This window comes from Candidatus Villigracilis affinis, from assembly GCF_016705895.1.
Classification (GTDB): domain Bacteria; phylum Chloroflexota; class Anaerolineae; order Anaerolineales; family Villigracilaceae; genus Villigracilis; species Villigracilis affinis.
The window spans coordinates 87,418-113,615 of sequence record NZ_JADJKT010000010.1; the positions used below are offsets into that span (position 1 = coordinate 87,418).

The window sequence follows — 26,198 nt, forward strand, 5'->3', positions numbered from 1 at the left end:
CCCCCGCGCACTGTGACAAAACTACGGTGCGCGGTGTTTTATTTTTGGGTAGGGAGCACCGATTCCGCTGTTTGACATGAGCAGGCTTCGATGTAAGTTATGCAAAATCGTACAGATATCTACGTTTCGTTAATCTATCTGCTGGCTGCGGTCCCTTATGTTTGGATGGGGTTATATGCGTGGCATAAACGGCCTGCTGTGGCAGTGACCCCGTTCGCATGGGCCATGCTTGGCATGTCTATTTGGTCATTTTGTTATGGGTTGGAAATATATTTCCCCTATCTGCCTGTCAAATTGCTTTTTGCAAAGATTGAATATATCGGCATCCTTTCGATCCCTGTTTTTTTGCTGCTCTTTGCGCTTGAGTTTACCGGCAACAGCCATTTGCTGCCGTTGCGTCCCCGCCTGCTGCTTTGGGCGATTCCCTTCTCCATTTTGACGATCGTGTGGACAAACGAATTCCATCACCTGATGTGGGACCAGGCAACGGTCGTTGAAGTACGAGGGCTTAAGTTACTGGATGTTCGCTTCGGATTGTTCTTTTGGGTGCAGGTTGTTTTTTCGTACGCGATGGTGCTTTTTGCAAGCATCCTGCTTGTCATGGAAATGGTCAGAAGGCCGGGCATCTATCGTGTGCAGATCAGTTTTGTGATTTTGGGCATCCTGCTGCCCTGGATCGGAAGCTTGGTATTTGTTGGCAGGGTGAACCCAGTTCCAAACCTTGATATTACGCCTCTGTTGTTTTTACCCACGAGTATTGGTCTTTCGTGGGCGATCGTGCGTTTTCGTTTATTGGAGGTGCTGCCGCTTGAGCACTTGAGTGTGCTCAAGAATATGAAGGATGGTGTAATTGCATTAAGTACAGACCATCGCGTGCTCTACCTCAACCCCATCGCGGAAAAATTGCTGGATCGTACAGAAAGTGTTGCCATTGGGCAGCCCCTTGCGCACGTGTCGGGATTGTATTGGGGCAAACTCAAGCCTTATTTGACGGGGGAGGAATTCCGGGCTGAGATCATGATCGGCGAGGGCAAACAGGCCACGGTTTTCGAAGCGACCGTTTCTCCCATCGTGGCGAATGAACTGCCGCGCTCATCCACTGGGACCGACTACATCATCACTCTGCACGACATCACCGAGCGCAAAGAAATGGAAAATGCGCTCAGCCGCCGTGAGGCGATCATGTCTGCGGTGAGCCTTTCAGCGGAGCAGTTTTTGAAGGAGAGTGCCTGGGGATATAACGTCTCCACAGTGTTGGAAAATATCGGCCAAGCGGTGAATGTCAGCCGCATGTATGTGGCGATGAATTACAGAGATGAGAATCAGGTTCTGCATATGAGCCTGTGTTATGAATGGACTGCGCCCGATGTGCCATCACAGATCGATAACCCAAACCTGCAGCATGTGCCGATTCAACAGGCTGGTTTTTCACGCTGGGAAAATCAACTTTCCCAGCATTTGTCCATTCACGGGCTTGTGGAGGAGTTTCCCAAATCTGAGCAGGGATTTTTCAAGGAGATGGGCAGCCTTTCCATTGCGGTGATGCCCATATTTGTAGAAAACGACTGGTGGGGAGTGGTGATCTTCGAGGAGTGCCGCACGAAACGAAATTGGACCAGTATGGAATTGAAAACCCTGCACACCATTGCCAGCATTTTAGGCTCCGCTGAATCGCGTGCACGCGCCGAACAAAAGCTGATCCGCAGGCAAAACACCCTGACCCTGCTGCATGAGATCGTTCGTGAAGCCCTTCAGGCTAGTAACTTGAAAGCCATGGCAGAAGACCTTGTGGGGAGGCTGGCCGGGCTGATCTTCGCTGATGAATGTTTCGTTACTTTGTGGGATGAGGTATCGGTACAGACTTCGCCGCTGGCATCCTATAGCGCGACCCGCAATACCTACCTGCCGCTTCAACCTGTGTTTGGCGAATACACTTTGACCGAGATGGCGTTGAATTCCAACTCGACCCTGGTCGTGAATGATGTGAATAACTCGCCTTATTTTGAACGTGAAATTGCAAGGCAATGCCCCGCGCAATCAGTGATCGTCATTCCATTGGTGGCAGCCAGAAACAAACTTGGCGCGATCATTCTGGCTTTCAAGTCGCATCATCACTTTTTGCCCGAGGAGATCGATGTCTGTGAACAGGCTTCCAATCTGATCGCTCTGGCATTTGAAAAGTTCAAGGTCATGGAGCGTGCCCAGCAGCGCGCAATGACATCTGAGACTTTGCGCAAAGCCAGCGCGGCTGTTTCTGGAACGCTGGAAATGGAAAATGCCGTGACGCATATTCTCGAACAATTGAATCAAGTAGTGCCCTATGACAGCGCATCCATTCAATTGCTGGTGGGGGATGAATTGGAGATCGTTGGCGGGCGGGGCTGGAGCAGCCCGGAGGATATAAAAGGGGTGCGCTTCACCATCCCAGGCGATAACCCGAACAGTGTAGTGATCGAGACAAAAAAACCTTACATCCTCACGGATGTACGCAAGGCACACAAGGCATTCAGCCAGCCGCCTCACGACCATATTCGTTCGTGGCTGGGCGTGCCGCTCCTTGTTGAAGACAAAGTCATCGGCCTGTTATCCATCGACAGCGCCGAGGAAGATCATTTTACAAAGGAGGACATTGAGCTTGCCGTAACTTTTGGAAATCAGGTATCGATCACATTGGAGAATGCGCGTATTTTCCAGGAGACGCTGACCCAGGCGATGGTCGATCCGCTTACTGGAATCTATAACCGCCGTGGATTTTTTCTGCTGGGCGAAGGCAAGTTTGAAGACATGCTCATTCGGAAACGAGATCTTTCCTGTATCATGATCGATATCGATCATTTCAAGAAGATCAACGATACCCAGGGCCACGACACAGGCGATAAAGTGCTGGCGGAACTGGCTGCCTATTGTAAAAAATGTGTGCGTGAGATCGATATTGTCGGCCGTTATGGCGGCGAAGAGATCGTTATTCTGCTGCCCGATACCAGCCTTGATGCAGGCCTCATCGTTGCGGAGCGAGTGCGCTCCACGATTGCGGGTTCCCCCGTGAAGATCAGGGATGATTTCAAACTACCTGTTACCGCAAGCTTGGGTGTGGCCTGCCGCGATGAAAACACAACCACCCTCGATATGCTCATCAAGCGCGCAGATCAGGCGATGTACATTGCCAAACACAAAGGCCGCAATCAAGTGGCTTTTGGAAAATAGGATCAGGCTGGAATCCAGATTTGATACAACCCAAGCCTTCCGTTTTCCCCATCGGATAAAAATTCCGCTTCGACCTTAAACCCGGCCTGCTCAGCCAACCCATGCAGTTCCTCCCCTGAAAAATGGTGCGCGTACCGCAAACCCTCGCCGCCGCTGCGCCAGTCGAGCAGATAATCCCCTTCGTCTACATCTGCATCTGAAAGCCCCACCCGATTCCACGGTTGGATTCGCGCGGTCAGTTTTTCGCTGTTCAAGAATTGCCAGTTGGACAAAATGAATTTGCCATCGGGCTTTAATAGCTTTTTGACCGTTCGTAAAATATCTACGCGTATTTCATTTGATGGAATGTGATGCAGAGTGGCGAATGAAGTGATCAATGACCAGTGAGAAGTAACTGGTGAGAAGTTATCAGTGAACAGTGATAGCTTCGTCAGGTCAGCCTCCCGAAACTCCACCCCCGGCGCTGATTCTGCATTTCGAAGCAGGGGCAGGCTAAAGTCCACGCCGAGAAGCGGAGCTTTGTGACCACGCCGAATCAACTCGTGGAGAAAATGCCCATTGCCGCATCCCAGATCCAAAACAGAGGCATCCGCCTGAATCGAATCGAGGATCTTCTTCACGCCGGGCTGCAGGCGCTGGCGCGTGGCGGAAAATGAATCGCCGAAGCGGTCGTAAAATTCGCGGTTGAGTTCGATCAGGCGTCCGGCGGTGGCGGAATTCATGGCGGCATTATAAACGGTATAATCCCAGCATGTTATCGGCGTACAGAATCGAGAAATATTCACAGGAATTCGAGACCAAAACTCCGCAGGAGATCATCGAATGGGCTGTGGACCGATTTTCACCGTATATCGCAATGAGTTCGTCGTTCCAAACCCAGTCCATGCCGCTGCTGCATATGGCAACGCGTGTGTATCCGGACCTGCCCATCTTCTTTATCGATACGGGCTATCATCTTTGGGAAACCTTGATGTTCCGCGAAAAGCTCGCCGCTGAATGGAGCCTGAAGATCGTGGACCTGTACCGCGCTTCTCGTTGGGATGTGTTTGTGCGGCAGCGTGCCCGCACATTGCCCGGGGAAGACCCGAATCTGTGCTGCTATTTGCACAAGGTGCAGCCGATGCAGGAGGCTTTGCGCGGTTACAAGGCATGGATCAGTGGGATTCGCCGTGACCAGACGTCGGTGCGGGCGAAGGCGAAGTTTTTGGAATTGCAGAAAGACGGGTTGCTGAAGATCAATCCGTTATTGAATTGGACGAAGGCCGATGTGAACCGCTATATTGAGGAAAACAACCTGCCGAAGCATCCATTGTATGAAAAGGGATATCGCAGTGTGGGCTGCGCTCCCTGCACGATCGCCATCGGAGTGAACGATGATGAGCGCGCTGGCCGCTGGGCTGGGCGCGGAAAAGTGGAATGCGGCCTGCACACGGATATGTTCACTAAAAAAGACCTTACCGAGCTTTCGCAGGAGTTTCAAACAGAAGTAAGAGATTGAGTGGAGTGCAGACTTTGGCCTGCGCTGTGGAGCAAGAAAAATAAAGATGGAATTTACCGAAAAAAGACAACACTGGAAAAAAATCAATGCGCTGACTCCGCAAAAACTGGAGTTGGCTCATCGTCTGTTGGAAAAGATCCGCGAAGGCGCAGATGTGATGGCTTTGTTGCGTCGTCATCCGCTGGAAGGCGGCGGATATTTGAACAAGGCCGCACTGGTCGCCGCTTATAACGAAATGGTCGCCGCTGGTACCATCGAACCCGATGGCGCTTTGCTTGAACGCATCCGCATGAAGCCGATGCGCACGCTTTCCGGTGTGACAACTGTGACCGTGCTGACCAAGCCGTATCCCTGCCCGGGGAAGTGTATTTTCTGTCCCACCGATGTGCGCATGCCGAAGAGTTACCTGCCCGATGAGCCCGGAGCGATGCGCGCGCTCGAACATGCCTTTGACCCGTTCACGCAGGTGGAGTCGCGCATCCGCGCTTTGACCAACCTCGGCCATCCCACCGATAAGATCGAATTGCTGATTTTAGGCGGCACGTGGTCATCTTATCGGCGCGATTATCAGGAGTGGTTCGTCAAGCGCTGCTTCGATGCGATGAATAATATTAACGAAGATAAATATAAGATCGAGCCAAAAGAAAAAGCTTCAAATCCTGATGTTGAATTGGCGAAGGCTCAAGCCATCAATGAATCTTCTCTGCATCGCAATGTAGGCCTGGTGATCGAGACCCGCCCCGATGAGATCAATCCCGATGAGATTCAATGGCTGCGCCATCTCGGTGTGACCAAGGTGCAGATGGGCGCGCAAAGTTTTGATGACCATGTTTTGGAGATCAACAAGCGCGGACACGACGTGGAATGCACCCGTGAAGCCACGGCATTGCTTCGCGCGGCGGGGTTCAAGATCGTACTGCATTGGATGCCCAACCTGCTGGGCGCCACTCCGCAAAGTGACCGCGAAGACTTCGCGCGGATGTGGGAGGATTTTTGCCCCGATGAGATCAAAATTTACCCGAATCAATTGCTGGCCAATGCCGAGTTGTACGAGTACTGGCAGCGCGGTGAATTCCATCCATACACCACGGATGATCTTGTAGACCTGATCGCAGATATCAAACCGACTATTCCGCGCTATTGCCGTGTCAACCGTGTCATCCGCGATATTCCGGGGAACAACGTCGTCGAAGGCAACACGCGTACCAGCCTGCGTCAGGATGTGCAGGCGGAAATGAAAGTGCGCGGCACACGCTGTCAGTGTATTCGCTGTCGCGAGGTGAAAGGCAAAGTCGTAGAGTTGTCATCTTTGCAATTGCATGATTTTGCGTATCAGGCTGGCAAGGCGGAGGAACACTTTGTTTCGTTCAATACATCCGATGATGGGTTGGCGGGATTCATCCGCCTTTCGCTGCCCTCAAATGAATCTCCTGAAACGAGCATGACTGATCTCGATGGCGCGGCATTGATCCGCGAAGTGCATGTGTACGGTCAGTCACTGGCGGTGGGCGCGGAAAAAACAGGCGCGGCACAGCATGTTGGGCTGGGCACACGCCTGCTTGAAGAAGCGGAATCTATCGCGCGCGCCAACGGCTTCGGACAACTTGCGGTCATCTCTGCGGTGGGCACGCGCCAGTATTACCTCGATCGCGGCTTTGAACGCGGGGAATATTATCTGGTCAAGAAGATCGTTTGAGTGATTCCAAATAATCCAACACAGCCGCCGCATCCTGTCCGCCGATCTCGGCGTGGGTGAGGAGCGGAATTCCATGCGGACCGGGGGTATCGAGCAGGTTCGGGTAAACCGTCAGCGCGGCTTTGACGATATCGAGTTTTCCGAGCATCGCCGCCGCGAAAATATCGAGACGTGCGCCATGTTCCAGTAAAAACATGGCAATGTCCCTGCGGCCCATGTGTGAAGCGGCGCCAAGCGCGGTTTCAAAATCACCCCCGCCCCAATCCCATGTTGCATTGACCAATGCTGGCTCATCTTCCAGCATTTCTTTGACACGTTCAAGGTCGCCATGTGCCTTACTAACAAATTCATGTACAAGATCTGACTCTAAAGCTGGTTTTCGTTCCATCGTTCACTCCTATTGATAAATGTTCGTTCGAGTGGAAATTCTACCGCTAATCCCGAAGCGAATCAAAATCACGAAGGTTCGACTGCGGCATGTGCAACTTTATCCTTTGAAGAATTTTCGAAGTCCATCACATCGGGGATTAAGAAGCCTGCCGCGCCCATGAGCATGCAGGTGCCGCCCGCGATCATGAACATGATCTGAATTCCAAAGCGGTCAGCGAATGGACCCGAGATCATGAGCGCCAGCGGCGAAACCAGCATGGCCGCGCTAAAGATAAATGAGAACACCCTGCCTTGCATCTCTGGAGCGATAGCTCCTTGCAGGGTCGCACCATACGAACCGTTAACGATGGGCTGGGTCAACCCGAAGAGCATGTTCACGATCATGCCGACCCACAGCATGTTTGGCGGAAGAAAACCGATGATGGCGGCGAACAGACCCATCAGGACCAATCCGCTTTGCGCGGTGATAATTTTGCGTTTGAATCCTCCCCAAATTCCAAGCAGCAGACCGCCGAGCACGACGCCCAGAGAAAACAGGGAAAGCCACCAGCCCAGTTGACTCGCATTGCCTTTGAAGTGATTGGTGATGAGCAGGGGAGTGAGCGGTTCGATGGCGCTAAAGAAAAAGTTGATGACCATCACCAGCCCGAGCAGAATGACCAATCCGCGCCAGGCCATGATGTAGCGGAAACCTTCCCGAAAATCCTGCCAGAAGGTGGAGGGCTTTTTCTCGCCGCGCTCAGGCTGTGGAATCTGCGTAAAGAAAACGATCGAAATCGCAAGCAGCGCCGTGCTCACGTCGATGGCGAGAATGCCTTGCATGGGAAGCACGGAAAGCAAAAAGGCTCCCAGCGGCGCGGAGATGATATTCAAGCCGCCGTTCAAAGCCTGATTGAAGCCCTGCACGCGCGCGAGATGGTCCTTGGGCACGAGCAGCACTACCGATGCGCCAAACGCCGATTGATGAAATCCGCCCCCCACTGCGCGGATGAACAAGGCGGCGTAAATATGCCAAACCTGAATCTGCTCTGTTGCAAACAGGAGGACAAGGGCTAGCGTGGCGATGGCGACGATCCCATCGGAAAACATGAGGATGAGGCGGCGATTGCCGCGGTCCACCCAGGTGCCGATGAATGGGGAGAGCAGCACTTGCGGAAGCAGACCCATCATCGAAGCGGTTGCAAGGGTGGTGGCTGAATTCGTCGTTTGCGTGAGATACCAGATGATGGCAAACTGCACCAACTGGCTGCCAAGTAGTGAAAGCGCCTGCCCCGTCCACAGGGTATAGAAGCGCACCGCCCAATTTTTGTTTGTTTCTTCCATGAAAACACCTCTAAATTTTTTTAGCATGGTAGTACAGTCTTGTTTTTATGGCAACCCACTTTGGAGTGGTATGTTTTTGGAATTGGGAAGCATCTATTTGGGGCAATTACAACCTGCTTTTCGGGAGCAGTGAAAAATGAGTTCGGGCCTTGTGCCCCATCCCCGATTTGTCACTGTCAAAATTGATCGATGACTGGTGGTGGTAAACTCGGAAAGTCGTCAAACAATTAATTACCTTTAGGAGTTCACGTGAAAACAAAACATTGGGTCGCTTTTATCAGCCTCGGCCTGATCTGGGGTTCCTCCTTCCTGTGGATCAAGATCGCCGTGCAGGAAATAGGACCCATCACACTGGTTGCGTATCGGGTGCTTTTCGGGCTTTTGTTCGGGGCCGTCGTCGTATTTTTTCAACGCGTTTCATGGCCGTCCACGCTCAAGGAGTGGCAGCCTTTGCTCGTTCTGGGCATGACCAACATCGCCATTCCATTTTTCCTGATCTCATGGGGTGAGCAGGTCATTGACTCGGGTGTGGCCTCCATTCTCGATGCGACCGTTCCGCTGTTCACCATTTTGGTCGCCCACTTTCTGCTGCATGACGACAAGATGACCGTTCCCAAAGTGCTCGGTCTCCTGCTCGGATTCGCAGGTGTGGTGGTCTTGATGAGCAAGGACATTGGCGCATCGTCGGGCTCTCTGCTTGGGCAGGCGGCGGTTGTCCTCGCATGTGTTTTTTATGCAGGCAGTTCCATCTACGCCCGCAAATTCACAGAAGACACGCCTGGCATCCTGCGCAGTGCAGGTCCGCTGGTTTCTGCGACGGCGGTCATGTGGCTGGCGACGTTTCTCTTCGAAGCGCCTGTGGAAGTTCCCAGCCAGCCGATTATCTGGGCGGCACTGCTCTGGCTTGGAATCCTCGGCTCGGGCATCGCTTTTATTTTGCTCTACTATCTGATCCATGAGATCGGCCCCACCCGCACCACAATGGTGACATACCTATTTCCGCTCAGTGGCGTTACGCTTGGCGTGATCTTCCTGAATGAAGAACTCACCTGGCAGGTGCTGACAGGTGCAACCCTCATCATTCTGAGTCTGGTGGTCGCAAACTGGCAGCCGAAACAGGCACAATAGCTCTGGCTTTTTTTGGAAAAGAAAAACTCAGTCTTGGAAATGGCGGTATATATTTTTCCGCTGTGTGGTGTTATGCTTGGCGTGATATTTCTCGACGAACCGCTAAGCTGGCAATTGTCGCAGGTGCATTTCTCATCATCGTGAGCCTTGCCATCGTCAACTGGAAGAAAAGGGAATCATGACCGAACACCGCTCAGGTTTTGCCGCCATCATCGGACGTCCCAATGTGGGCAAGTCCACTTTGCTCAATGCGTTGCTTGGGCAAAAGATCGCCGCCGTCTCACCGCGTCCGCAGACCACGCGCAAGCGCCAGCTTGGTATTCTCACCATCGAGAATGCTCAGGTTGTTTTTGTCGATACACCCGGCATTCACAACCCCAAGCACATGCTCGGCGAATTTCTCAATCAGGAAGCGCAGGAAGCCCTCGATGGTGTGGATGTGATTCTCTGGCTGGTGGATTCTTCCACCGCGCCGACAGAAGAGGACATCCAAATTGCAGACATCCTCAGCAAAGCCGCGCGTCGGACTCCCCGATTGCTGGTGCTAAACAAAATAGACATGATCAGCGCCGAAGAAGAATCCGCCCGCGGGGAGGAATATTCCAATTTGCTGAATCAAGCCACAGTGATGAAAGTATCCGCCGCGAGAAGGCTTGGGCTTGGAGAAATGCTCGAGACTCTGATCCAAATGCTTCCCGAGCGACCGCCTGAATATCCCGAAGATCAAGTGACCGATTCATACGAGCGCGAGATCGCGGGAGATTTGATCCGCGAAGCCTGCCTCATCCGCCTGCGCGACGAAGTGCCGCACGGACTCGCCGTGCGCATCGACGAATTCAAGGAACGCGAAAACGGCATGGCCTACATCGCCGCGACGATCTTTGTGGAACGCGAATCGCAAAAGGGAATCGTCATCGGCGAAGGCGGCCGAATGATGAAAACCATCGGCAGTCAGGCCCGCAAGGAAATTGAAGATATGGGTGGAAGAAAAGTGTTTTTGGAATTGCGCGTGAAGGTCTCGAAAGACTGGCGCAACGACCCGAATGCGTTGAAGCAGTTGGGGTATGTGAAGAAAAAGTAAACATAAAAGAGCCAGTCCCGCAGAGGGACTGGCTCTTTTATGTTGAGCAGAGTTATTAGTTGTTATGTTTTGAAGTTTCATAACGATTGCCAAACGATAAAGATGGCAATTCAATGATGTTGATAATTGACGCTGCCACTTTGTCCGGGGAGACCAAGAGTCCTTGATTTTTACGTTGAATAAACCGTTCCACATCTGCAAAATCTGATTGTGGTGTCGCGCGAATTAGTGCTTGCATATCGGTGTCAATGACGCCAGGGTCGATATTAATGGGCAGAAACGGATGAGGCTGAGTCTGTTGTTCAACTGCCAGAGAATGGATAAAGTTTTCCATTCCAGCTTTGGCTGCACAATAAAGTGACCATCCATAATATCCTTTCAGTGCCTCCGGAAGAAATATTTGCAAGTACTTTTTTACAAGTTGCAGATTGAAACCTGGCGATAATTTCCGTTAAAATTAAAATAGCTGAAACAAAATTTGTATTCATGCTATTTAATAAATCGGAAAAAGCTTTGTCGGAAGTTTGACCAATAGGAGCCAAGGTCCCTGCATTGTTTATCACAACCAAATCTTGCAATTGATTTGCGTTAATAGATGCGATGGCGTTTGCCACAGCAAGCCTGCTCACTTCTGGATTTGTGAGATCAACAGAAACAGAGAATTCATGTGGCGCAGATCTGGAAAATTCAATAATTTGATACCCTTTTTGTTTAAACTGTTCGCAAAGGGCAAGGCCAAGACCTTTTGAGCCACCAGTTATAAGAAGAAGTTTCATTAGATAATTACCGTCCTTTGAGTGGTTTGAATCCTTCACCTAATGCCTCATGCGCGACCCCGATGACCATAAACGCTTCGGGGTCGCTTTCGTGTACGATGGCTTTTAGCGAAGCGATCTCCGCGCGGTTGACCACGCAATATAAAACAGGGCGAGAATTGCCAGTGTATGCGCCCCTGCCTTCGAGATAGGTGACGCCGCGTTCGAGTTCTTCGATCACGCGGTTCGAAACCTTTTCAGGTTTTGCTGTGACGATCATCGCCGTGCGGACCGTGCCGCCGCCTTCGAGCACCGTTTCAGAAACAATGCCGCTGACGTATAACGTGATCATCGCATACAACGCTTCCTTCCACCCGAAGACAAAACCAGCGGAAAGGATCACGGCCGTATCCACGATGAGATAGCTTTGGGTCATGGGAATGCCGCGCCAGTTGTTGAGGATGCGCGCAAGGATATCCGATCCGCCGCTGGTGCCGCGCGCGCGATAGACCATTCCGTAGCCGATGCCGCTGATGATCGCGCCGTACAACGAATTGAGAAAAATGTCGCCGCTCAGGTCTGTGATCAAAATTTGAGAATACTCAATGAAGTAGGGAACTTTCAAGATCAGGTCGGTGAACAGCGAATAGGTGAGGATCGCAACCGCTGTACGCATGGCGAATTTGACTCCACCGAGGAAACGCCAGCCCAGCAAAAAAAGCGGAATGTTTCCGATCAACACCATTAAACCAATGGGCCAGCCTGTGTAGTGATTGACGAGTTGTGAAATGCCACTCACGCCGCCCGATGCCAGATTGGCAGGGATGAAAAACAAACGCAAACTCACCGCCTGTATCAGGCTGGAGGTGACGATCAACAAATAATCCCGTATGCTGGGCCAATATTTTTTCATAAAGATTCCTTTTTATTCTAAATTTATGAAATCATTATAGCCGAGGGAATGGGAAGGCTGCGATGGGGGCCACTTGCGAGCACGACACTTTATTGCTGGATTAATTTGTCAAAGTTTATAAATCTACAGCCAGGTTTATGGCTACTTTCTGCGTTTTCTAAGCGATAGCAGATTTGCCAACGCCAATCTCCACTTTAAGCTGGACCAGGCTTTGATGGCCTGCTCCGCTTCGGCGCGAGATGGCGCGAGCGGGGCGAACAGACTGCGCGAGAATAATTCGGTTAATTGATCGATCTCGCTGCGCGAAGGCACAATCCACTTCGTCAAACGCGGTGAAGCCTTGATCTCGGAAAGGCGGCGATTGAGATTTAAAGCATAAAAATGGGCGGTCTGATTTCTCGAAGCGTAGCCTGTCACGGGTCGTGCGAGGCGGCGCAGACGTTTGTATAGGATTTGGATCGTCTGCGCAGGCGGAATCCGCTTGATGCGCAGGGTGTCAACTCCGATCCATGCTAAGCCGAGGACAATGACAACAACGACTGGGAACCATGCTTTTTGAACAGTATTTTGGAGCAGGGATGAAAATACGTTGTTGAATGATATTTCTTCCGTCAGGGTCTCGGCTGTGGTTGGATCTGAATTGTTTTCCTCTTCATAAAAAATGACAGGTTCACTGGCGGTCGGCTCGAACTCGACCCAGCCGATGCCTGCAAAATAAATTTCAACCCACGAGTGGGCATAATTTTCGGTGACGATATATTGCGCGCGTTCGAGGTCGTAGCTTCCATTGGCATAGCCGACCACAAGCCGCGCAGGCAGCCCCGCAGCACGCGCAAGCACCGCCATGGATGTGGCGTAGTAATCGCAATATCCCTGCTTGAGATCGAAGATGAAATAATCGGTCACGTCGCGGCCAGCGGGCGGCGTGGAAATATCGAGCGTATATGGGAATTCGCGCAGATAATTTTGAATGGCGAGTGCGCGGTCGTAGGCGTTGGGTTCGGAGGCGGTCAGGTCACGCGCCAGCGCAAGCACACGTTCTGGTACTGAATCGGGCAGCGCTAGAAAACGATTCCGCACCCAGCTGGGATACACACTGGGTGAATCACGCAACTCCTGAGCGCTGACGTTCAACAGAACTGACTCGGCAGTATATGATTCTACGGGGGCGAACGCAGCCAGCATATCTGTATCGAGCAGGGAGGCGTTTTCTGTTTTGCGAGTCCATGCGGCTGTGAAAGGCACATCCGCGCGGACGAGTGAGCCGGTCCAATACAAGCGTTCGCTTGTGTCTTTGGGGAAGGTCACATTGGCATTGACGATGCGATAGCTTGGATCTGTTTCTTCGATCACAGCCTGACCTGCGGGAATATCTTCCGATTCGACAGGCGGATTTGTCCAGCCTGCGCCGGTGTAAATGGAATAGGTCAGTGTGCGCCAGTAATAGCGGGGGACGTTCGGATGCGCGTTACGTGACATGGGCGGCAGGTCGCCCGTGGAAATGGTCATCGCGAGTTGGGTGGAGATTTCAGGGCCAGCTTTCAATAAATAAGAACGCGGCAGGCCATTGCCGAAACCTGTCACCCTGAAATTATCTTTGACCGATTCAAGCCCGAGTGATTCCGCCTGCGACTCGTTCGAGCCAGCGCGTTTTTCACGGAAATCATCGAGGATGTCCTTGATCGAAAAGGTGGAAACAAGAAATGAAGCGGAGACCAATACCAGCGTAAGCGCGCTGACGATCACCAGCGTGTCGATGCTTGTGCTGTCTGCATAATCGGTGTGGGATGTGTCCCAATGCTTTTGCAGGTGGTGGTAGTTGGTCAATCCATACAGGAATAAAAGCAGGGCAAGATGAAGCCACAGGATCTCCTTCTCTTTGCCTGTGTAATCGAGGACGAAAGCCAGCATAACGGTGGATGGCAGCATGCCCAGCATGAATTTTTTGTTGCGATAGATTTGCCAGCCCGCCCAAACTGCGATCAGCCATAAAGCCAGGCACCAGATCAATGTGCGGATGACAGGGTCTTCGATCTGCACACCGCGAAAAATACCCGTAAACCATAATGAGATTCGTCCGCTGAATGCCAGTGCTTTTTGCAGCAGCGTTTCTCTGGAAGAAAGGAATAATGAAACATCTGACGGGGTTTCGTAAAACACCCTATTGAAAAAAGAGGGGAACAGAACAAGCGACTGCCTGATGAATTCAAATACTGCATCGCCCATTTGGCCGATGCGGACGACCAGAGTCAACGGGCCGAGGATCAGCAGAACGAAGCCTGAAAATAATCTCCGCACTCCCCAGCCAGCCAGCAGCCAGGCAAGGCCCGCGCCGATGAGCGTGAGCGGCAGCAGCAAACTCACACCCGCATCGCGGACGATCTCACTTAATGCAAGCGGCAAACAGGCAAGCGCCATCAGCGAGAGCCCGAGGATCAGGTCTTGAATTCTAAAAGTAGGCCGCATCATCCCAGCCTCTTCCATGTCAGGTCGCTGGGTGGGCGGGTGGGGATGGCTTTGCCAGAAGGTGTGATGCGCCACTCCCACTGCCCCTTGCCAGGATGTGCTTCGGGTTGTTGCAGCAGGCTGCGGTTAAGGATGAAGCGGGGAATGCCCAATTCGGCGAGAACGACCGCAAGGGCGTCCGCATTTTGAGGGGTGCCGAATGACGAAGGGTCCATCAAAAGAACAGTTGGGCTGATGCCCTTCCACAATAAATGGGTGAGTGCAGGAATCCAATCGGGTTTTATCGAAGCGGTGATGACGATGAGGCTGATGCGATTGCCCAATGTTGGACCGGCACGGTCGAGCATTTCGGCAAGCGGCAATTGACCGGGTTCGAGCATGGCGAGCGAACGCAAAATTTCCAGCCGATGACGTTCTCCCGATTGCGGCTTCAGCCAGACGGTTTGCGTGCCGCTGGCAAGCAAGCCCACCTCCTGCGGGTGACGCGCACGCAAGCCGCGGTCGGCCAGTGAGGCGGCGAGAATGACACCGAGTTCAACCGTATTTTCCCAGCCTTCGCCCGCCTGTACATTTGCATCGACATCAAGCGCGATCCACCAATCGCTGGCGGGCGCGCCATCCAATTGACGAGCATAAAATTTTCCGCGCCGCGCCGTGGTGGGCCAGTGAATTAATCTCGGGCTGTCGCCATGAGCGAACTCGCGCACGGTCGCCGCATTCACGGTTTGATCCATGATGTTTGGCCGCGGACGTCCATCGCCCATCCAGCCGCCTGGCATGATCTCCACTGTGGGCAGGGGAATCACAGGCGGCATCACCACCAGCGTTGTTTTTTCAGGCAGGAAAATTTCAACCGAATAGATCCCGAATGGATCACCGCTGCGCAGGGTGGTCCCGCCTAATTCATAAACGCCGCGTCGTTTGCAAACTGCATTTGTGTGCCACGTGGTCGTGGATGAATTATCCACACCGATCGCGCGCGCCGCGGAATAACCAGGCAGCGTGGAATGATCGACGATCTCAACCCATGTGGCTGGCACGGGTCCATCATTGACCAGCGTGAATTGTTCTTCGAGTGCATCCCCCACCTGCGCCCATGTGAATCGCACTTCGCGCGTCAATCGCAAATGGGCTTTCAGCGACCACGCCCACAACCCTGTCATCAGCCACAGCCCGCCGAACGCCGCGATCAACGCCTGCCAGATCTTGGATGGGTCAAGCAGCTGCATCGCCAGCACAGTGAAGGTCAGCAGCGGCAGCAACACGGAATTCAATCGCATGCGCGTGGTCATCTTTCCATTATAAACTCAGCCATTGCAGATTTCATAGATCAGAAAGATTTTTGCGGTAAGATAAGCGCATGTCCATCACCCTCAACCCAAACCGCGAAAAAAGTTTGCTGCGCCGCCATCCGTGGATCTTTGCCAGCGCAATTCGTCATGTGGATGAAACCCACGTATCAGGCTCGACCGTTGACCTGCTCTCGTCCGAGGGGCAGTTTCTTGCCCGTGCATCCTACTCCCCAAATTCGCAGATCCGCGCCCGTGTGTGGACATTTAACGACGAACCCGTAGACAAGGAATTCTTTCGCAAGAGAATCCGCGCGGCAATTGAAGTACGTCAGCAGTTGAAGGTGGACAGCCATTCGAATGCCTATCGTTTGCTCCACGCCGAATCGGATGGGATCCCCGGCCTGATCGTTGACCGTTACGAGAATGTCCTTGTCCTGCAATCGTTAACCGCTGGCTCCGAATTCTGGAAGGAAACCATCGCCGACCTACTGGTCGAAGAGACGGGCGTTACAACAATTTACGAACGCTCCGATGCCGATGTGCGCGAACTCGAAGGTCTGCAGCCGATCACAGGTATCCTGCGCGGCACACTTTCTTCCTTTATCTTTCCCATCACTGAATACAACTTGAAATTCAATGTCGATATTGCGCATGGCCACAAGACAGGGTTCTACCTTGACCAGCGCGAAAACCGTCACGGTGTGGGCGAGTTGTCAAAAGACCGCGATGTGTTGAATTGTTTTTGCTACACAGGCGGATTTTCCATCCACGCTTTGGCAAGCGGAGCAAAATCGGTTCTATCCGTCGATTCTTCTGCGGATGCGCTGGCATTACTTGAAGAAAATATTGCATTGAATCACCTCCCCGCAGACCGTCACACTTCCCTTGAAGGCGATGTCTTTCAATTGCTCAGAAAATTCCGTGACGCGAATCGCTCTTTCGATCTGATCGTGCTTGACCCGCCCAAGTTTGCGCCCACCGCTGCCCATGCCGAAAAGGCATCGCGGGCCTACAAAGACATCAATTTGCTGGCCTTCAAATTATTGCGCCACGGCGGATTGCTTTTCACCTATTCCTGCTCTGGTGGCATTGACGCGGCCTTATTCCAAAAGATCGTCGCCTCCGCTGCCCTCGATGCAGGCGTGGATGCGACGATCATCGAGCATTTGTCACAGGGCAGCGATCACCCGGTCAGTTTGCATTTCCCGGAAGGGATGTATTTGAAAGGACTGGTTTGTGTGAAGGGGTAAAGTCACCAGCGAAGTAGAGTTTTCATCATTGACTGGGCCTATTAACTAACGTGCCTCCGAGACATCGATTACTCTTATTAGTGAACCATCTGACATATTTCGTGTCTCTTGTTTGAACTTCCCATCCAGTATTAGAGTCTGCCCATCTTTAGAAAACGTCAACCGATCCGCCATAAAACCAGTTTCCAGGCTGTAAACCTGACTATAATCATTCCCATTCAAAACAAGTAATGTGCCATCCATGTCCATGAAGGCAACCAAGCTTCCATCTGGGGAAAAAGCAAAACGACTGCCATCCTGTACCCCGAGACTGGGAAGATTGAGTTGTATTAATTCCTTCCCGCTTGGAATTTCATATACGACGACCATATACTCATCTCCCAGCCCATAATCCGCAGCCAGACGCACGCCGTCATTTGAAAAAGCTGCCCAGGTTGTTGCTGTGAGTGCCTCGGGGGTTTCAAAAACCAATGAGCCGCTTTGTACGTTCCATAACTCCAGATTTCTCCCGGAACCTCCATTCCTTGTTGCTATATATTTGCTGTCCGGCGAAAACTCCAAGTATGAGATGTTTCTTGAGCCCGTTTCATCATACAGCCAGTTTCCGGCAGATGGTAACGGTTTGCCATCTCGAGCGTCCCACATGCTGGTAATGCCGATACTATCTTGGGTGAAAAATATTTGATGGTCTGGTGAGAATCCGATTCTTTCAACTTGCGAACCAAGCATGGGATCGCTCTCTATATTTGCTATCAGGTCATATATTAATTTTCCATCCGGAACTCGTGAAACATGTAGCGTACTATCTTGAGACGCAGAAGCTATGAACGTATCATCAGGAGAGAATGCGAGCGCCGAAACTTGAAGCAGGTGCGGCTCCAACTCATATAACAACTTTCCTTTCTGAATATCCCATAGTTTTATAGTCCCATCCCGTCCGCCGGTTGCCAGGAAATTTCCGTCGTGGGAAAATCGGGCAATATCAATTTGTGGATGTTCCAAAAGTACGGCTGAATTTATATCTGCAAGGTTGTAGAGATAGGCTCCCTCTTCACCAAGGAGCGCGAATGCTTCATGGTCCGGGGACCAGACAGTAAGCTCTGATGGAAAGAAATCAATGTCAGGTATATTCCGTGTGACAAGATATTCATCTGTTCCATTAATAGTTTTGTGGTCGACCAGAAATTTCATTGCGCTCCCATCGGCTGTTTGGGTGGCAGACGAATCCCCGTCGGCGTTCATGGACTCACATTTGTAGTTAGTACCTTCTTCAAATTGACAATGCTCTACTAATCTGACCACTATCTTATCTTGTTGTTCTCCCATTTGTTGCCATTTGTAATAACTTCCCGGGACTTCAATTTTTATTGAAGGCTCAACCCAGGCTGTCGATTTTTTCCCTTTATACAGATATTCAATGCCAGGGTTGAATTCATATACGCCGGGCGTATTGAACATCAATGCTACGCTGAATAATATCTGTTCGTTTGGGGCAAGTGTAAAAACGTCAGGCGGGGAGGGTTGGACATCAGTGCCCAGGGTAATTTTTGTGATTTCACTGGGCCACTCGCTCAGGTTATCCTGTGCGGCGAGATCCTGTCGTAATTTTTGAACATCATAATTGAGCGTTGCTTCAAACACTTGTTCCGAGTCGGTTTGTATTTGCTTGGGGAGATCAAGAAGGAAAAACCAGGCGTCAGCACCTCCTGTTCCTCCTTGAGGCGGTATAAAAATGTCTGTTGGAGTAGTGGTTGGTGAGTATGATATCAACTTGACGGGGATGCTGTTGCTGATTTGAATTTGATCTTCAATTCCCTTTCCCTTTATGTAAAGCCTCAGGACTGCGAGGTCCCCTGAAAGGTTGATCGGTTTGCCAAGCCAGGTCTGATCTATTTGCTGAACAACGACTGTGCGGTCGATTGGATTGGTTAGTATTTGTGCATCACTGTTTGAACTCCACGAATCTACATAAACAGCCAAGCCGGGATATTCGGCATTCGGTAACGATACAGAGTTTTCTGGAAAGATATATTTTTTTGCCTCTTGTCGAATCCCGTACCATGTCAAAATAACAGTTGCAATGGTGAGGATCGATATTCCAAAGTACGCCCGTTGCTTAATTTTTGGCTTCGTGGAACGTTTGCGGGCAATTCCGATGAGCCAGACCAGTGTTAGCGCCCATCCAACAATGATTAGGACAACCGACTCTATGAATGAACGTGAAACGAAAAGGATCGCTGATACGATTGCAGCGATTAAACCTGCGATTTTCGTCCATCGTTCCAGAAACTCGATGATATTTAATTCATTTTTTTGTTTTTGCATGGATTTACCGCCAGCGCAGCCTTGGATTCCGGTCAAAACGAGATACTGTCTGAAGTTAGTATAAACTGTTTGATGGGACTGCTTCTATTGCCCGAAGACGCCCACGACGAAAAATAGAAAACATGCGAAGACCATCAGAAAAATGCTGGGAAGGAAAATGACCCCAATCGCTTTTCCGGTCGTCAGTGAATGAGCCGCCTGTAATGCGCGAATGTTCAAAACTAGGCTGTAAATGCCAACCACGCTGGTGAAACATTGACCGACGATGGGGACAATGCCAATGACAGCAACCAGAATTGTCAACGGAGCCAGATAAGCCGACAACGCATAGATCGTGCGGCCGAAATCTCCGTGTCCGCCCATAAAAGCGGCGATCAAATTCTGAAACCATGCGCTGATGGCAAGCCCGATCACGCTGAAAAGGGGCGACAGCACAGCCATTGCCAGAGACAGGATCACGGTCAATGTGACAGATTCAAAGCTTCCGAAGAATCTATTGAATTCCGGCATCGCCTTTAATTCGGCGAATTGTGGATTAGCCATGAGCGTAAACGGAAAGAACAATCCGCTGATAATGCTGGCGTACGCCACCCACTCAAAGGCGCGGCCTGTTCCAGCTTCGGGGTCATCGAGGATATCCTCGTAGGAGTTCCCTCCTTTCATCAGCAGTACGGCTGCCCATGCTTCATAAAATGTATAGGACTTTCTCACTGGCTTGGGTTTCGTGAGCGAGAAGGTATCTGAATAGCTGATGGTGTCTTTTTTCTGTGGGGAGGATGAGTAGGAATAACTGTCTGATTCGACGGGCGGTGCGTCATCGAAATAGGGATGAGAGGATGAGGAAGTTTTTGGCTTCTCGTCGTAATAGACAGGCTCATACGAAGGGACGGCGGGTTTTCGAGGTTCGTCTCTGGGCGGCGCGGAATATGATTGAGATGGCTGTTGGGCGGGAGGCGGTGAAAACGAGGCTTGTGGAGGCCGCTGGCTGCGCAATTTTTGCAGGGCCTGCATGGCCTGCGCATTACCGGGGTTCATCTCCAGGCAGATCTCCAAAACCTGAATGCGTTTTTCAAGGGAGGAATAGGTCTCCACAGACCAAAACCACGCCTGAATATTCCCAGGTTCTGACCTTAGAATCAACTCGAGGATTTTCCGCGCTTCCTCTTTCCGCCCCTCACGAATTAACTGGATTGCATTGTTTAGACTTGACATAAGACCTCATGGAAAATGAACGTGCGTAGGGTTATGTAGTCAACGAATAAAAAATGCTCACAGATTCAGTTTGCGAGATACCTGTAATATAGATGCTGCCTAGTATAAATCCGATTTTATCTTTTCAGTCCCGGCAATCCGCCAGCGGACTTGGCCGCTTTCACGGCACGGATGATCGCTTCTGACATTGCCTCCGCCGCAAATGCGCCGACGGTTGAAACGTCGGCTTTTTTTGTGCCTGTTGAAAGCGCGAAGATGACATCGCCATCGAGCATGGTGTGGGCAGGGCGGACGGTGCGCGCGAGGCCGTCTTGTGCCATTCGCGCAACTTTTGTTGCCTGGGCTTTGGTCAACTTTGCGTTGGTGGCCACAACCCCGATGACCGTGTTGCTGCGGCTTGCCAGCCCGAGGACGCCGCGGCCGATCATCTTTTTCATCATCGCAAGCGTGTCGGCGAATTGATCCTTGCCGCCGATCCTCAATGGTCCGATTTTTCCAGAGCGAAGCCCGGCGATGATCTCACCTGATTTCGGGTCGATGACATCGCCCCAGGCATTGACCGCCACAATGGCGCCGACGATCACACCGCCGCCGATCTCCACACTTGCGGTGCCCAGCCCGGACTTCATCGCCAATGCCGCGCCGAACATCTTGCCGACCGATGCGCCCGTCCCTGCGCCCACATTGCCTTCAGCAGGCGGAGCAGACGTAAAACCGCGTGCCGCAGCGGCGGCTGATGCTCCCATCGCTGAATCAGGCCGAACGTCGGCGCGACCGAGATTCAAGTCATACAAGATCGCCGCAGGGACGATCGGCACTTTGGCGGCGCCGGTGTTGAATCCGATCTTCTGTTCTTCGAGATAACGCATCACACCGCTGGCCGCATCCAATCCATAAGCAGAGCCGCCCGCCAACACGATCGCGTGGATTTTCTCAACAAGGTTGACGGGGTCAAGCAGATCGGTCTCGCGTGTGCCGGGCGCGCCGCCGCGCACATCCACACCCGCCACTGCGCCTTTGCGGCAAAGGATGACCGTGCAGCCCGTGAGGGCTTCTTCATTTTGCGCGTGTCCAACTTCGATGCCGCGCACATCGGTGATCGCATTGTTTCGCTTCATGGCTTATTCTTCTTTGATGAACTGCTCATCGGCGGGAAAAGATTCCTTGAATGTGAATGCGAACGGCGTTGGGCCATGCGACTCCAAATGAGCCAGCCGCTTCTTTGCCTCATCGACAGTTGGTACGTGACCCTTTGGAATCCACCACAGGGCGGTATAGGAACCTGAAAATTTCTCGAACCATGCCTGCCGTTGACGTAAAAGATCGGCATGCGTCGTTTTATAAACATATTGCTTCAATTGCTCGATCGATTCCCAAACCGACATGTTGACGAGAATGCGTTCGTCTTCATAAGGGCGGAGATCGGTGGCATTGCCTTCGGCGGTTTGCAGCCGCCAAACGAAGCCCGGACTTGTATCGGCGATGGCGTTGATCTCATCGAGGCGCGACATGAAACCCGCCATGATGGGGTCTTGCGGGGCTGCCTTGCTGCGCCCAATATTGACTTGCGCGATGTGAAATTTGCTCATTCGTTCATCCTTTCTGTTTAAGCTGTTTGCGCATGTACACCCGCGCAAGCCCCGCCTCGAAACGGCGGTCATATTCAACGTAGCCGATGATCTTATACAAGGCTTGGTTCTCGGTCATCTTTTCGTGGGTGTATAGGTAGATGCTGTCGAATCCTTGGCGCTGTGCTTCGGCTTCTGCGAATTCAAGCATGAGTCTGCCGACGCCCGTTCCTTGATGAAATGGTTCCACTGCGATGACATCCAGCAGGAATCCCTCTTCTTTGATGCACATCACAAGCGCGCCGATGACCCTTCCATTTTGCTCCACGACCCAGACCTGATGCTCACGGATCTCATATGCATAATCCATACGCATGGGACCAGGTTCCCGACCGATGCGTTCGATGTAATGCCGAAATGCATTGTGCACACATTCCGTGACGGCGGGCGCGTCTTCCATGCAGGCGCGGCGCAGATGAAATTGATTTGTGCTCACTGGCATTATCTCCGGGGTTGATTGTACGGTTTTCAATAGGCATGGTCAAGCACAGTGATTCTTGAAATCGCTTATGATTAAACGACCCATTTGACAAGAGGAGTGTGACCCTGTGAAATCGATCCGCGAGTATTGGGATTTGTTATCCACCTATCTGAGACCGCAGCGTTTGCAGGTGTTGGGATTGGTTGTGATCTTGTGTGTGGGGATTGGTTTGCAACTCTTCACCCCGCGTGTGCTCCGTGATTTCATTGATCTGGCGCTTTCAGGCGGAGATTATGACCTGCTCGTGCGTACAGCTACCGTGTTCTTTGTGATGGTGCTTGTCACGCAAGTGACTGCCACCGTCGCCACGTACATGAGCGAGCGCGTCGCGTGGACAGCGACCAACCTCCTACGTGTGGATTTGGCGGCACACTGCCTGCGGTTGGATATGTCTTTTCACCAGAAGCATTCGTCAGGGAGTTTGATCGAGCGCGTCGAAGGGGATGTGGATGCGCTTTCCAATTTCTTTTCCCAATTCATCGTGCGGGTCATTGCCAATGCCGTGCTCATCGTCGGTGTGCTGGTGATGCTCTTCCGCGAAGATTGGCGCGCCGGGGTGGGGCTTTCTATTTTCGCGGGGCTTGCCATTTACGCCATGCTGCGCGTTCGCCAAATCGGTGTGCCGCGCTGGCTGGCATTGCGCCAGAAATCAGCCGAGGCTTTTGGTTTTCTCGGCGAGACTCTGCATGGCACCGAGGATATCCGTGCCAGCGGTGCGGTTGGTTATATTTTGGTTCGCTTCGATGAAATTTTGCGCGCCTGGTTTCCCCTGCGCCGCAAGGCTATGGTCGCCTTCAGCATGATTTGGACCACCACGCTCCTGCTTTTCACCTTTGGCACAGGCTTTTCTTTTGGGCTTGGCTACTTGCTGTGGTCGGCGGGTGCCATCACGGCAGGGACGGTCTATCTCATTTTCAATTACACCGAGATGATGCGCCAGCCCATCGAGCAGGTGCGCGCTCAAATGGAAGACTTGCAGCGTGCCAGTGCCAGCATTGAGCGGGTGCGTGAATTGTTCGCCTTGAAATCGAATATTCAAGATGGAGACCGTCCGCTTGCCTCACAAGGTGCGCTGGCGGTGAAATTCAACAATGTCATGTTCAGTTATGGCGACGAAGCAACCGCATTGAGTGGAATCGATTTTCATTTGGAGGCGGGCAAGGTGCTGGGCTTGCTGGGCCGCACCGGCAGTGGAAAAAGCACCATGGCACGGCTGCTGCTCCGCTTATACGACCCAAGCTCCGGGCAGATCCTTTTGGGCGGTGTGCCAACCAGTGCCGCCAAACTCGCAGACCTGACGCGCCGTGTAGGGCTGGTGCCGCAGGAAGTTCAAGTGTTCGGTGCGACCGTCCGCGAAAACTTCACACTCTTTGACCCAGCCATTCGCGATGAAAAGATATTAGCGGCCATTTATGAATTCGAGCTTTCAAGCTGGTTCGATTCCCTGCCGCATGGATTGGATACAGAACTCGGCCCGGGCGGAGGACTCTCGGCGGGGCAGGCCCAACTTTTGAATTTTGCGCGCGTCGCCTTGCGTGACCCGGGGCTGGTCATCCTCGATGAAGCCACTTCGCGCCTTGACCTTGCCACCGAAGCCTTGATCGACCGTGCCACGGCGCGCCTTCTGAAAGGACGCACGGGCATCATCATCGCGCATCGTCTGCACACCGTACAAAAAGCGGACATGATCATGATCCTCGAAAGCGGCGCAATTCAGGAAATTGGATTGCGGCGGGAACTGCTCGCCAATCCTGCTTCGCGTTTTTCGGCCCTGCTCAAAACGGGTCTGGAGGAAATGCTGGCATGAAAACCCATCGCATCCTTTGGGAGATGATCCGCTATCGTCCGTGGTTGTACACGGTCAATGCTGTGTTGTGGACATTGATCCATCTCGCGCCGTTGATCCCCGGCCTCATCATTCAACGTTTCTTCAATGTGTTCGGCGCTGAAACAACCCCAGCCTCCACTGTGTGGACTCTCATCCTTTTATTGATCGTCACAGCCGTTGGGCGCGGCGGGCTTTTCATCGGCGGTATCTTTGTAGACCAACGTCACCGCTTTACCATGAGCGCATTGCTGCGCCGCAATATTCTGGCATCCATTCTCGAGCAGCCGGGCGCATCGGCTTTGAAACACACGCCGGGCGATGCCCTCAGCCGCCTGCGTGAAGATGCCAACTACGCCGAAGACGCCATCAGCTGGACATTGGATGCCATTGGCATGGGTTCGTTCGCGATCGTTTCCATCGGCATTTTGTTGAGCATCAGCGCACGCATCACGCTGTTCGTATTTGTCCCTCTCATCGGTGTCATTGCTCTTTCGCAAATGGCGGCCACACGCATCCATCACTTGCGTAAAACAAGCCGCGAGGCCACGGGGCGGGTGACCAGCGCCATCAGCGAGATGTTCGATGCGGTGCAATCCATCAAGGTGGCAGGCGCAGAAGACCATGTCATCGCGCATTACAGCAGCCTCGGAAACATTCGACGCTCCGCCATGCTCAAAGACCGCCTGATGACCCAACTGCTCGATTCAGTCAGCGCCAGTGCCGTCAACCTTGGCACGGGCGTCATCCTTCTGCTTTCTGTTTCCTCGCTCGATGCGCACCTGCCCCTCGGCGATTTCGCGCTCTTCGTTTATTACCTTGGCTTTGTCACCGAGTTCACGCAATTCTTCGGGCGTTTCCTCGCGCAATATCGTCAGGCGGGGGTTTCTTTCGAGCGGATGATCGAACTGGTCAGCGGCCTGCCCCCGGAGCGGATCGTAGCCCACAGGCCTTTGGATTTAAATTCGAGCACGCCTCTTGTTCTGGACCCTGAACCTGATTCAGCGTCCTTGCAGAGACTCGAGGCGAGAGGCATTTCATATCGCCATCCCAGTTCCGGGCGTGGTTTGGAACGGGTCAATCTGTCGCTGGCGCGTGGTTCGTTCACAGTCGTCACAGGCAGGGTGGCCTCAGGCAAGACGACTCTGCTGCGCGTTCTATTGGGCTTGCTGCCTCGTGATGAAGGCCGCATCGAATGGAATGGGGAGCAGGTGAATGACCCCGCTACGTTTTTTGTGCCGCCGCGCTGTGCTTATATTTCTCAAGTGCCGTGGCTGTTCAGCGGGACATTGCGTGAAAATATTTTGCTTGGCTTGAAGGAAGACCCCGCCGTGTTGACCGAAGCGATTCGTCTCTCCGTTTTCGAGCAGGATCTTGCACAAATGCCCGACGGGTTGGAAACGGTCATTGGGCCGAAAGGGGTGCGCCTCTCTGGTGGACAAATGCAACGCGCCGCCGCGGCGCGCATGTTCGTGCGTCAGCCCGATCTGCTGGTGATGGATGACCTTTCCAGTGCACTGGATGTGGAGACCGAGGAAAAACTCTGGCAGCGACTCGCAGGCATGCGCGATACCACCTGCCTGGTGGTGTCACATCGCCGTGCGGCATATCGGCAGGCAGATCACATTGTTGTTTTGAAAGATGGCAGGGTGGAGGCTGAAGGCACGCTCGCCGACCTGTTAAAGACTTCGCCTGAAATGCAGAGTTTGTGGGAACAGCAAACCTCTTGAT

The 26,198-nt window shown here is 52.4% G+C and carries 21 protein-coding genes; 8 read left to right on the plus strand and 13 right to left on the minus strand.

The window, feature by feature from the left end; translation table 11 throughout:
• Positions 1–99: 99 nt before the first annotated feature.
• Positions 100–3,204 carry a histidine kinase N-terminal 7TM domain-containing protein gene (locus tag IPI86_RS07175; protein WP_345297311.1) on the plus strand — a complete coding sequence of 1,035 codons (3,105 nt, stop codon included), beginning with the start codon at positions 100–102 and terminating at the stop codon, positions 3,202–3,204.
• A gap of 2 nt (positions 3,205–3,206) precedes the next feature.
• Here IPI86_RS07175 and IPI86_RS07180 read toward each other — a convergent pair whose 3' ends face one another.
• Positions 3,207–3,926 carry a class I SAM-dependent methyltransferase gene (locus tag IPI86_RS07180; RefSeq protein ID WP_345297312.1) on the minus strand — a complete coding sequence of 240 codons (720 nt, stop codon included), beginning with the start codon at positions 3,924–3,926 and terminating at the stop codon, positions 3,207–3,209.
• Between the two features lie 29 nt (positions 3,927–3,955).
• On the opposite strand from IPI86_RS07180, the gene IPI86_RS07185 reads away from it, so the two are divergent.
• Both IPI86_RS07185 and IPI86_RS07190 read left to right on the plus strand, forming a co-directional pair.
• Positions 3,956–4,702 carry a phosphoadenylyl-sulfate reductase gene (locus IPI86_RS07185; protein ID WP_345297313.1) on the plus strand — a complete coding sequence of 249 codons (747 nt, stop codon included), beginning with the start codon at positions 3,956–3,958 and terminating at the stop codon, positions 4,700–4,702.
• 46 nt (positions 4,703–4,748) lie between these two features.
• The gene (locus tag IPI86_RS07190) at positions 4,749–6,398 is read left to right on the plus strand and encodes a tRNA uridine(34) 5-carboxymethylaminomethyl modification radical SAM/GNAT enzyme Elp3 (RefSeq protein WP_345297314.1); all 1,650 of its coding nucleotides are present in this window, start codon (positions 4,749–4,751) and stop codon (positions 6,396–6,398) included.
• On the opposite strand, the gene IPI86_RS07195 is transcribed toward IPI86_RS07190, so the two are convergent.
• Both IPI86_RS07195 and IPI86_RS07200 read right to left on the minus strand, forming a co-directional pair.
• Positions 6,382–6,786: an ankyrin repeat domain-containing protein gene (locus IPI86_RS07195; RefSeq protein WP_345297315.1), complete on the minus strand. Its 405-nt coding sequence runs from the start codon at positions 6,784–6,786 to the stop codon at positions 6,382–6,384. The two genes, IPI86_RS07190 and IPI86_RS07195, sit on opposite strands and share 17 nt — an antisense overlap.
• A gap of 68 nt (positions 6,787–6,854) precedes the next feature.
• Positions 6,855–8,111 carry an MFS transporter gene (locus tag IPI86_RS07200; RefSeq protein ID WP_345297316.1) on the minus strand — a complete coding sequence of 419 codons (1,257 nt, stop codon included), beginning with the start codon at positions 8,109–8,111 and terminating at the stop codon, positions 6,855–6,857.
• Positions 8,112–8,360: 249 nt separating this feature from the next.
• Here IPI86_RS07200 and IPI86_RS07205 point away from each other — a divergent pair, with 249 nt between their 5' ends.
• Entirely contained in the window at positions 8,361–9,239 is an 879-nt protein-coding gene (locus IPI86_RS07205; RefSeq protein ID WP_345297317.1) for a DMT family transporter, read from the plus strand.
• A gap of 178 nt (positions 9,240–9,417) precedes the next feature.
• A complete protein-coding gene (gene era, locus IPI86_RS07210) occupies positions 9,418–10,320 on the plus strand; it encodes a GTPase Era (protein ID WP_345297318.1) in 903 nt (300 codons plus the stop codon).
• Between the two features lie 55 nt (positions 10,321–10,375).
• Here era and IPI86_RS07215 read toward each other — a convergent pair whose 3' ends face one another.
• From IPI86_RS07215 to IPI86_RS07235, 5 genes are all read right to left on the minus strand, one after another.
• Positions 10,376–10,654: a hypothetical protein gene (locus tag IPI86_RS07215; protein WP_345297319.1), complete on the minus strand. Its 279-nt coding sequence runs from the start codon at positions 10,652–10,654 to the stop codon at positions 10,376–10,378.
• A complete protein-coding gene (locus IPI86_RS07220) occupies positions 10,623–11,096 on the minus strand; it encodes an SDR family NAD(P)-dependent oxidoreductase (RefSeq protein WP_345297320.1) in 474 nt (157 codons plus the stop codon). Before IPI86_RS07220 ends, IPI86_RS07215 begins: the two co-directional genes overlap by 32 nt.
• Positions 11,097–11,103: 7 nt before the next feature.
• A complete protein-coding gene (locus IPI86_RS07225) occupies positions 11,104–11,988 on the minus strand; it encodes a YitT family protein (RefSeq protein WP_345297321.1) in 885 nt (294 codons plus the stop codon).
• Between the two features lie 141 nt (positions 11,989–12,129).
• Positions 12,130–14,529 (minus strand): transglutaminase domain-containing protein, encoded by a 2,400-nt coding sequence (locus IPI86_RS07230; RefSeq protein WP_345297322.1) that lies wholly within the window; start codon positions 14,527–14,529, stop codon positions 12,130–12,132.
• Entirely contained in the window at positions 14,454–15,734 is a 1,281-nt protein-coding gene (locus IPI86_RS07235) for a DUF58 domain-containing protein (protein WP_345297323.1), read from the minus strand. Before IPI86_RS07235 ends, IPI86_RS07230 begins: the two co-directional genes overlap by 76 nt.
• Positions 15,735–15,814: 80 nt before the next feature.
• On the opposite strand from IPI86_RS07235, the gene IPI86_RS07240 reads away from it, so the two are divergent.
• Positions 15,815–16,996: a class I SAM-dependent rRNA methyltransferase gene (locus tag IPI86_RS07240; protein WP_345297324.1), complete on the plus strand. Its 1,182-nt coding sequence runs from the start codon at positions 15,815–15,817 to the stop codon at positions 16,994–16,996.
• Positions 16,997–17,041: 45 nt separating this feature from the next.
• On the opposite strand, the gene IPI86_RS07245 is transcribed toward IPI86_RS07240, so the two are convergent.
• From IPI86_RS07245 to IPI86_RS07265, 5 genes are all read right to left on the minus strand, one after another.
• Positions 17,042–19,321 carry a WD40 repeat domain-containing protein gene (locus IPI86_RS07245; RefSeq protein WP_345297325.1) on the minus strand — a complete coding sequence of 760 codons (2,280 nt, stop codon included), beginning with the start codon at positions 19,319–19,321 and terminating at the stop codon, positions 17,042–17,044.
• Positions 19,322–19,405: 84 nt separating this feature from the next.
• Positions 19,406–20,533 (minus strand): Yip1 family protein, encoded by a 1,128-nt coding sequence (locus IPI86_RS07250; RefSeq protein ID WP_345297326.1) that lies wholly within the window; start codon positions 20,531–20,533, stop codon positions 19,406–19,408.
• A 116-nt stretch (positions 20,534–20,649) separates the two neighbouring features.
• Complete coding sequence (locus IPI86_RS07255) at positions 20,650–21,651, minus strand: P1 family peptidase (RefSeq protein ID WP_345297327.1); 1,002 nt, start codon at positions 21,649–21,651, stop codon at positions 20,650–20,652.
• Positions 21,652–21,654: 3 nt separating this feature from the next.
• Positions 21,655–22,122, minus strand: a complete 468-nt coding sequence (locus IPI86_RS07260) for a DUF3291 domain-containing protein (RefSeq protein ID WP_345297328.1) — start codon at positions 22,120–22,122, stop codon at positions 21,655–21,657.
• A 4-nt stretch (positions 22,123–22,126) separates the two neighbouring features.
• Positions 22,127–22,597, minus strand: coding sequence for a GNAT family N-acetyltransferase (locus tag IPI86_RS07265; protein ID WP_345297329.1), 471 nt, complete (start codon positions 22,595–22,597; stop codon positions 22,127–22,129).
• Between the two features lie 112 nt (positions 22,598–22,709).
• Here IPI86_RS07265 and IPI86_RS07270 point away from each other — a divergent pair, with 112 nt between their 5' ends.
• Together IPI86_RS07270 and IPI86_RS07275 are read left to right on the plus strand one after the other, a co-directional pair.
• On the plus strand, positions 22,710–24,449 hold the full coding sequence (locus tag IPI86_RS07270) for an ABC transporter ATP-binding protein (RefSeq protein WP_345297330.1): 1,740 nt from the start codon (positions 22,710–22,712) through the stop codon (positions 24,447–24,449).
• Positions 24,446–26,197: an ABC transporter ATP-binding protein gene (locus tag IPI86_RS07275; RefSeq protein WP_345297331.1), complete on the plus strand. Its 1,752-nt coding sequence runs from the start codon at positions 24,446–24,448 to the stop codon at positions 26,195–26,197. Before IPI86_RS07270 ends, IPI86_RS07275 begins: the two co-directional genes overlap by 4 nt.
• Position 26,198: the final 1 nt, after the last annotated feature.